This window comes from Tychonema sp. LEGE 07196 (assembly GCF_963890365.1).
In the GTDB taxonomy this organism is placed as follows: Bacteria; Cyanobacteriota; Cyanobacteriia; order Cyanobacteriales; family Microcoleaceae; genus Microcoleus.
The window spans coordinates 1-6,912 of record NZ_CAWPRX010000136.1; the positions used below are offsets into that span (position 1 = coordinate 1).

Below are 6,912 nucleotides of genomic sequence, written 5' to 3' on the forward strand. Positions count from 1 at the left end.
CCAAGCTGCACCCGCTTGTAAGCCTCATAAATCGCCTGTAAAGCAGACTCAGGCAACGGCCCTTGTCCGCCGTAGTTAAAATAAGCTTTATTGGCCAAAGCTGGAAATTGTTGCCGGTGATTGTCCTTTGTCATTTTTTCTGGGGAATTATTGATAGCGTTAATATTGAATAACTGATGCTGTGAATTTTATACCTTTTGCCTAATACTCTATGTCTTGCAAACACTAAATGTTAATAACTGACAAACTGCTACTTTCCTATCAGCGATGCAACCTCCGAGCATTTTTAGACACTTGGGGAGACTGGAAACAACTCGATCCGCCAAGCGACTTTTTGCTGAAACTGATCCGCGACAGCGCGACGTACCAGCAGCAGGTATTGGCAGGCGAAACTTACCAACAACCATCATATCCTAAAGGAGATTGGGAAGCCGGAGCTGCTGCTACATTGAGTTTAATGCAGCAAGGAGCCGATCGCATTTACCGAGGAGTTTTAATTCAAGGCGAATTGGGCCAAACCAACGGTAAATTAACTTCTTTGGTAGGAATTGACGGTCAATATTTCTCAGATACGGGGGAAGTCTCCCAAACTAATATTCATCTTTCATCCTCCACTCCGCAGTCTTCAAATATTACCCTCGTCAGCCGCCCGCATTTATTAATAAAACAGCCAGGACAATCGAAATTTGGCGATTGGAGTTACGTTACTGCCGATATTTGGCTCAGCAAGCGACCAAAACTAGACTATCAAATTATTGCAGCTTTTCACGCCAGAATATTAGCTACCGTGCAGGGAAAAATCCCCGAATCTGCGTGGCTGATGCTGCGAAAAAAAGGGTTTTGGCAAGTGAATCTCGACCAGCGAACTCCTCAGATGCTAGAGATATTAGATAACTGCATTCAGATGATAGAAAATCGGGATAAACCAGAAGTGTTCATTTCCCGCCAAAAATGCAATCTTTGCGGTTGGTACACTATCTGTCATGCCGAAGCCGAATCAATCAAACACCTTTCGCTATTGCCTGGAGTTACTGCCGGCCGCTATGCTAGACTAAAAACTCTTGAAATTACCGATGTAGAAGCTCTCGCTGGTGCTAGTTCCGAACTCCTTGCTGAGTATCCAGAATTCCCTGACAGAGTTGCTTTTGATGTGGTGCGGCAAGCTCAATCTCACTTGTTAAATCAACCGCTGTTGCGGGAAGAAGGAAGTTCGGCAACGGATTTTATAACGGATGTAACGGATGTCAGTTCGATGGAAGTCGGAAGAGGGAAGAAGGAAGAAGGAAGGCACGACACGGATTTTGACATGGATACACGGATTAAGGATATAGAAGAAGGTAGAAGTGAGAATTTAGAACAACTTAACTTATCTGAAATAGTACCAGATATTGTAGATAATATCTTGAATGACATCACAGTTGAAGAAGTAAAAATCAGAGAAAATAAACCAGCAGCACCAGCAAAGCCTGCGCCAATTCTCCGCAGCAAACCAATTCCCTATTCTCAATCTGTCTTTTTGTCGGTAGCCCCAATCGAACTATACTTTGATATTGAAGCGGAACCGGAGATGAATTTAGATTACCTCCACGGAGTCTTAGTTGTCGATAGGTACAATAAAAATGAAAAATTCCACGGTTTTCTGGCAGAATCAGCAGCAGAGGAAGGTGTAATTTGGGAGCAATTTTTAGAATTAATGTGGGCTTATCCTATTGCTCCGATTTTCCACTTTTGCGACTACGAAGTCAAGACTTTTAAACGCCTAGCTAAACTTTACAATACTCCAGCTTATTTGTGGAAACCAGTGCTGAAACGGTTTGTAGATATTCACAAACAAGTGACGCAACAAGCTATTATGCCGGTGGAAAGTTATGCGCTAAAACCCATCGCCCGCTGGTTGGGTTTTGACTGGCGCGATGCTAAGGCTAATGGGGCTCAGTGTGTCTGTTGGTACGATGATTGGCTCAAAACTGGCGATCGATCGATCTTGGAGGCGATCGTCCGGTACAATGAGGACGACTGTCGCGCTACTTATGTGGTTAAAGATTGGTTGACTAATTTTTTGCTGAATCAGAAACCGTGATTTTATGATTGAACGAACCGCGTTGGCGCAAAGGGCGCGAAGTTAGAAAGAGAAGAAGATAGTAAAATGGGAAAATCAGCAAAAATAATTATATTTATTTCCTGTTTTTTGATAGCAGCAACTGTGGCGATTTTTGTAAATTTGTCAGTCGAATCTTTCGCCCTTACCAAAATAGATTTTATTGGCAGAGCAATATTTCCTACTGGTTCTCCGTTTGAGGGTACAGAAATTGGCGGACTTTCGGGGATTACTTACGATGCCGAAAAACAAGTTTATTATGCCATTTCGGATGACCGCAGCAGCAAGGCTCCGGCTCGCTTTTATTCTCTCAAAATAAACTTGAAATCGGGTAAATTGGAAAAAGACAACATTGAGTTTACTGGTGTCACTACTTTATTAGATGAAAAGGGCGAAAGTTTTCCGAGTTTAAGTTTAGATCTAGAGGGGATAACTTTTGCGGGCAATAGCGTGTTTGTTTCTTCGGAGGGAGATGTCGATCGCCAAATCGATCCTTTCATCAAAGAATTTTCCCTCGACGGTAAACTGCTCAAAACGCTGCCAATTCCCGATCTATTTTTGCCCGATGACAAAGGCACTAAAGGCATCCGCAACAATCGATCGTTTGAAAGTTTAACTTTAACGCCCGATCGCCAATATCTCTTCACCGCCACCGAAAACGCTATGGTACAGGATGGCGCCGTGCCTTCTCTGGAAAAAGGCAGCCCGTGCCGGATTCTGCGCTACGATGCGTTAAGCGGCAATCCAGATGCCTCCTTTGCCTACATCACCGAACCGCTACCCGCCGGTGCAAATCCTGTGGGAAAATTCACTACCAACGGTTTAGCGGATTTGTTGGCGATTGACGACAAGCGCTTGCTGAGTTTAGAGCGTGCTGTCTCCCTGGAAACCGGCGTTACTGTTAGGCTATTTGAGGTTTCTTTGGAAAAAGCCGATCGCATAGAAGGGATAGAAAGCCTCAAAAGCAGTCTGGGCGAGGTTTCTCCCGCTCAAAAAAGGCTGTTGCTGGATTTGGAAACCCTAAAAATTCCCCTAGACAACATTGAGGGGTTGACATTCGGCCCGGAGTTAGCCGATGGTAGCAGAGGTCTGATTTTGGTCGGCGACAACAACTTCAGTCCCCTGCAAGAGACTCAGATTTTGGGGTTCCAAATAAAAGTTCAAAAAACCTCTTGACAAAAGGTGAAGTTATAGGCATAATAGAAATTGTGCCTGAAAGAACGGCAAAACGAGGGACAGTAGTTCAATTGGTTAGAGCACCGCCCTGTCACGGCGGAAGTTGCGGGTTCGAGCCCCGTCTGTCCCGTTCTCTCGTAAATAGAAAGTTTAAGCAGTTCAGCTTTGTAAAAAAGCTGAACTGTTTTAATTTATACTCAAGGATAACTCCTTGTACGATCGGCAAGCGCAGTACAAGGCTGGATTCTAACCAACTGCAGAAGGTATATTGTGTCAGTACGCACAGAACTGCTACTCCGTCTCAGACAGGAAGTTCTCGGCCCGAGAGAGTCTTGTTTCGAGGTGTTACCCAGCACCCAAGACCCCCGTAATGAATTCATCACCGGTGTCCTAATCCCGCGAGAGGCTAGCGAGGAGGATGCTAAGGAAATTGAAGCAGAGGCTGAAACTTTAGGGATTGGGATAGATAAATGCCGCGATGACGATTCCGATGAAGAACCCCCAATTTCAGCAGCAGCCCCGATTTTAGATCCCAAATCTTTACCCCGTTCTATGGGGATTTCTTTTATTGTCCGCGCTACAGATACAGGGAAACCGCAGATAGCTTTTTGTGCAACTTGGGCGCGGTATCAAGACGAAAAAGATCCCCAGGGAAAACAAGTTTTCAAGCGAGTTCCCCATTGCTACCTAACTCCCGAAAAAATCTCTGTTGCAGAATTTTTACCAATTCCAGAAATAGACGCGGTTAACATTACTCTTCGCAGCGCGCGCCGGAGTGACAATACTTACAAAGTATCGATTTACCTAGTTAATGAAACTTCTCTGCTTGACCCGATGGAAGAGTCGGGAAAACGGCGGTTTCAGACAGGCGATATGATTTTTCAGCCTCAAATTCGAGTTTTTTGTGCAGAAAATACTGAGCTGTTACCTTTTGATAGTTTTGAGCCGGCTGAGGAGGTTCCTGCTGCGGGAAGTCTTGAAGAAGAAGATGAGTCGTTAGCACTGATATATCGAGATTATCAAGCTTATGCGCGGGGTCATTTGTGCGCCGCTGTCTGGGCAGAAATAGACCCCGAACGTCCTTCTAAGGTACAAAATCCCTTGCTATGGATTGACGCAGAAGTTGTCGATTCTGAATACGGAAAAGAGCAGCGGCAAAAGTTTGCTAAACCTGAATGCCGAACAGAATATGTCCCTTGTTATCCGATTCAATCTCCAAAAATTGATTGGGATGCGGATACTGAACAGCCTCCTGAACTCAGGACAACTGCATTAGCCCAAACCTGGAATCCGATCGCAATTCGGGAGGCGCTGCAACCTCTTGTCAATGGATATGCAGCTTGGATCGGTCAACAAGCCACAGCAGTCGATCGCTTGGAGAGTAGATATCGCAGGGCCGCTAACCGACACTTAGCAACCTGCCGTCAAGCAATGGCAAGAATTCAAGAAGCGATCGATCTGATCGCTGAGGATGAGGAAGTTAGGCTGGCTTTCTGTTTAGCTAATAAAGCAATTGATTTGCAGGCTTCTTGGAAGGGTAAGAGAGATGAATTTAGATGGCGACCTTTTCAACTTGCTTTTGTGTTAGTGAATATTCCGGCGATCGCCAATCCACTCCATAGCGATCGCGCAACTTGCGACTTATTAGCATTTGCGACTGGCGGCGGCAAGACTGAGGCGTACTTGGGTTTAGCTGCTTTCACTATGGGATTGAGAAGATTGAGATCTCAGAAAGATACCGAGGGCGATCGCACCGGACACGGTATTAGCGTCATTTCTCGATACACCCTCAGACTCTTAACAATTCAACAGTTTCGTCGTGCTTTAGGCTTAATTGTCGCCTGTGAAGTCTTGCGAGTTGAAAATTTAGGAACCAGTGCGCCTGTCGGTTGGAGGCCTCCAAACTGTAGCCTCACAGACAGTAACATTTGGGGAACTACGCGCTTTTCTGCGGGATTGTGGGTTGGGGGAAGTGTTACGCCCAACAGTCTAAAAGGATTGCCACATCTCAGGATTGCGGGTGCTATTGATGCCCTCAAAGGTCAAAAAGCAGAGGGAGAACCCGCTCAGATTCTTAACTGTCCTTGTTGTGGCTCAATTCTAGCTGTTCCCAAAGATGGTTTGGGTGCAAAACAAGACGGACATACTATTCATTTGGTCATCAAAGGTGAAGTCAAACCCAGCTTACTTGCTCGCCACGTTATACCTTTAGAAGAAATGGCAAAACCTCCTATTTTTTCTGTATCTAATAACAGCAATGCTGAAGGTTATATCACACTATCAATTAATTTTGATTTAAAACAAGATGTCAGAGTTTTCTCGGAAAAATTAGATAATTGGTGGACAAATCAGGTAAAGCCTCACTCTATCGATGCAGAATTAGTTGCTTTTAGAATAAGCCGATCGGGATATTTCAAAAAAGTCTATACAGGTACAGGTAGTCGCGGTGCCGAAAAAATTGAAGATTTTGAAATTTACTGTCCCAGTCCCAACTGCTACCTAAACACGGCAAAACAATGGAATGAAAAAGTACCCATTCAATTCAACAAAACATACAAGCCTCGATTCAACACCCCAGATAGCTTGGTTTGGGAAAATCCAAGAGCAGCTTTCAAACAAAGCTCACACTCTTCCAGAATCCCAATTTCAGCATTTACAGCAGACGACCAAATTTATTCGCGCATTCCTTCTTTACTGGTTGCTACAGTAGATAAATTTGCCCGTTTAGCATTTGAGCCAAAAGCAGGCTCTCTTTTTGGTAACGTCAATCGCTATTGCAGCAGAGAAGGTTACTATCGTGCGAATGCAGGAGTTGAGCCAACATCTCCTCAAAAGCAAAAAAAAGATGTGCACCCGCTGTTACCGCCTGAGTTGATTTTACAAGACGAGCTGCATTTAATTGAAGGCCCATTAGGCAGTATGGTAGGGCTTTATGAAACGGCTGTCGATACTTTGTGCGAACAAATGTATCGCGGTCAAATTGTCAAACCTAAATATATTGCCTCTACTGCAACGGTACGACAGTCTCAATCGCAAATACAATGCCTGTTTGACCGGAATGTGTTTCAATTTCCACCGATGAGTCTGTCAGCAGCAGATAGCTTTTTTGCCAGAACGCCAGCGAATGTTCACCCCATAGATACTGATGAAAACAATCGACATCCTAGCGGTCGCCTGTATGTTGCTGTGTGTGCTCCGGGTAAGGGCGCTCAAACTCCGATTGTTCGGCTTTACTCGTCAATGCTCCAAAGTATTTGGAAACTGAGACAAGGAGAATATAATGACACAGATTGCGATCCGTTTTGGACGCTAGTTGGTTATTTTAATGCGATTAGAGAGTTAGCTGGAGCCTTGACTCTTTACCGCCAAGATATTGCGGAACGGCTGAAGTATGTAGCAGACGTTAGAGGAGTTACTCCACGAGTGTTAGGCGAAGAAATAGAGCTTTCCAGCCGCAAGGATTCGACGGAACTGCCGGGTTTATTGACCAGCCTTGCCCAATCATTGCCTGGGTAGTCCTGCATAGCAAGGAAAATCAAGGGTTTTAATTGATAGATAAACTGGCGTTATACTCATGAATAAAATACCAAATAGCCCCAATATGATTGGAGAGTTTTTTGGAGAATGAAAGAGTTTTT

The 6,912-nt window shown here is 44.6% G+C and carries 3 protein-coding genes, 1 tRNA gene and 2 pseudogenes; 4 read left to right on the plus strand and 2 right to left on the minus strand.

Going from position 1 to position 6,912, the window contains the following annotated elements:
- Window positions 1-134: pseudogene (locus AACV78_RS15875) on the minus strand (aminotransferase class V-fold PLP-dependent enzyme); the annotation flags it as partial.
- A 95-nt stretch (window positions 135-229) separates the two neighbouring features.
- On the opposite strand from AACV78_RS15875, the gene AACV78_RS15880 reads away from it, so the two are divergent.
- From AACV78_RS15880 to drmA, 4 genes are all read left to right on the plus strand, one after another.
- Window positions 230-2,080, plus strand: a complete 1,851-nt coding sequence (locus tag AACV78_RS15880) for a TM0106 family RecB-like putative nuclease (protein WP_194012900.1) — start codon at window positions 230-232, stop codon at window positions 2,078-2,080.
- A 66-nt stretch (window positions 2,081-2,146) separates the two neighbouring features.
- Window positions 2,147-3,274 (plus strand): esterase-like activity of phytase family protein, encoded by a 1,128-nt coding sequence (locus tag AACV78_RS15885; protein WP_194012899.1) that lies wholly within the window; start codon window positions 2,147-2,149, stop codon window positions 3,272-3,274.
- 56 nt (window positions 3,275-3,330) lie between these two features.
- A tRNA-Asp gene (locus AACV78_RS15890) sits at window positions 3,331-3,404 on the plus strand.
- A gap of 140 nt (window positions 3,405-3,544) precedes the next feature.
- Window positions 3,545-6,790, plus strand: a complete 3,246-nt coding sequence (drmA, locus tag AACV78_RS15895; RefSeq protein ID WP_194012898.1) for a DISARM system helicase DrmA — start codon at window positions 3,545-3,547, stop codon at window positions 6,788-6,790.
- A 28-nt stretch (window positions 6,791-6,818) separates the two neighbouring features.
- Here drmA and AACV78_RS15900 read toward each other — a convergent pair.
- Window positions 6,819-6,912: pseudogene (locus AACV78_RS15900) on the minus strand (IS1 family transposase); the annotation flags it as partial.